The organism is Parendozoicomonas verongulae (genome assembly GCF_009711465.1).
Classification (GTDB): domain Bacteria; phylum Pseudomonadota; class Gammaproteobacteria; order Pseudomonadales; family Endozoicomonadaceae; genus Sansalvadorimonas; species Sansalvadorimonas verongulae.
Window position 1 is genome coordinate 1 of the sequence record NZ_SMME01000328.1, and the last position, 561, is coordinate 561.

Annotated in this window: 2 protein-coding genes; both read left to right on the forward strand. The window is 56.7% G+C overall.

Annotation, left to right across the window (positions count from 1 at the left end; genetic code table 11):
* Positions 1 to 166 precede the first annotated feature (166 nt).
* Positions 167 to 337 carry a hypothetical protein gene (locus tag E1189_RS00580; protein WP_155158201.1) on the forward strand — a complete coding sequence of 57 codons (171 nt, stop codon included), beginning with the start codon at positions 167 to 169 and terminating at the stop codon, positions 335 to 337.
* A 21-nt stretch (positions 338 to 358) separates the two neighbouring features.
* On the forward strand, positions 359 to 561 hold a 203-nt coding region (locus E1189_RS00585), incomplete at its 3' end, for a hypothetical protein (RefSeq protein WP_155158202.1).

A 561-nucleotide genomic window follows, 5' to 3' on the forward strand; every position in this document is an offset into this window, starting at 1 on the left:
AATTTTCAAACCCGGTAAAGTTATGGACCCGGACAGCTCCAGAGGGGGGGAAAGGAACCTCTATGTCTGGTCTGAGCTGTTTAAGCCATAGCGGTTCTTTTTAAATCCCATCTTACTTCTTTGTGATCCGTTTCACCTTACATCGGATGTCGCTACTGTTCTGGCGGTGATAATTCATCAGGTTGATCGAACTGAAGGTGGTGCCACAGGGGCAGGTGGTGTTCCGTTTCCCCTTGCACCGGGCGTCTCGGCTGCTCCGGCGGTGAGAGCAAAGCATCTTGGCCGAATCAAAGGTGACGCCGCAGGAGCAGGCAGTGTTCTGCTTTCCCTTGCATAGGGTGCCGCGGCTGCCCCGGCGGTGAGAGTAAAGCAAAGTGGCCGAAGCAAAGGTGGCGCCGCAGGGGCAGGTGGTATTCCGCCTCCCCTTGCACCGGGCGTCGCTACTGCTCTGGCAGTGAGAGTTAAGCAGGCTGATCGAATCGAAGGTAACGCCACAGAGACAGGTAGTGCTCCGTTTTCCCTTGCATTGGGCATCGCGGCTGCCCCGGCGGTGAGAGTTCA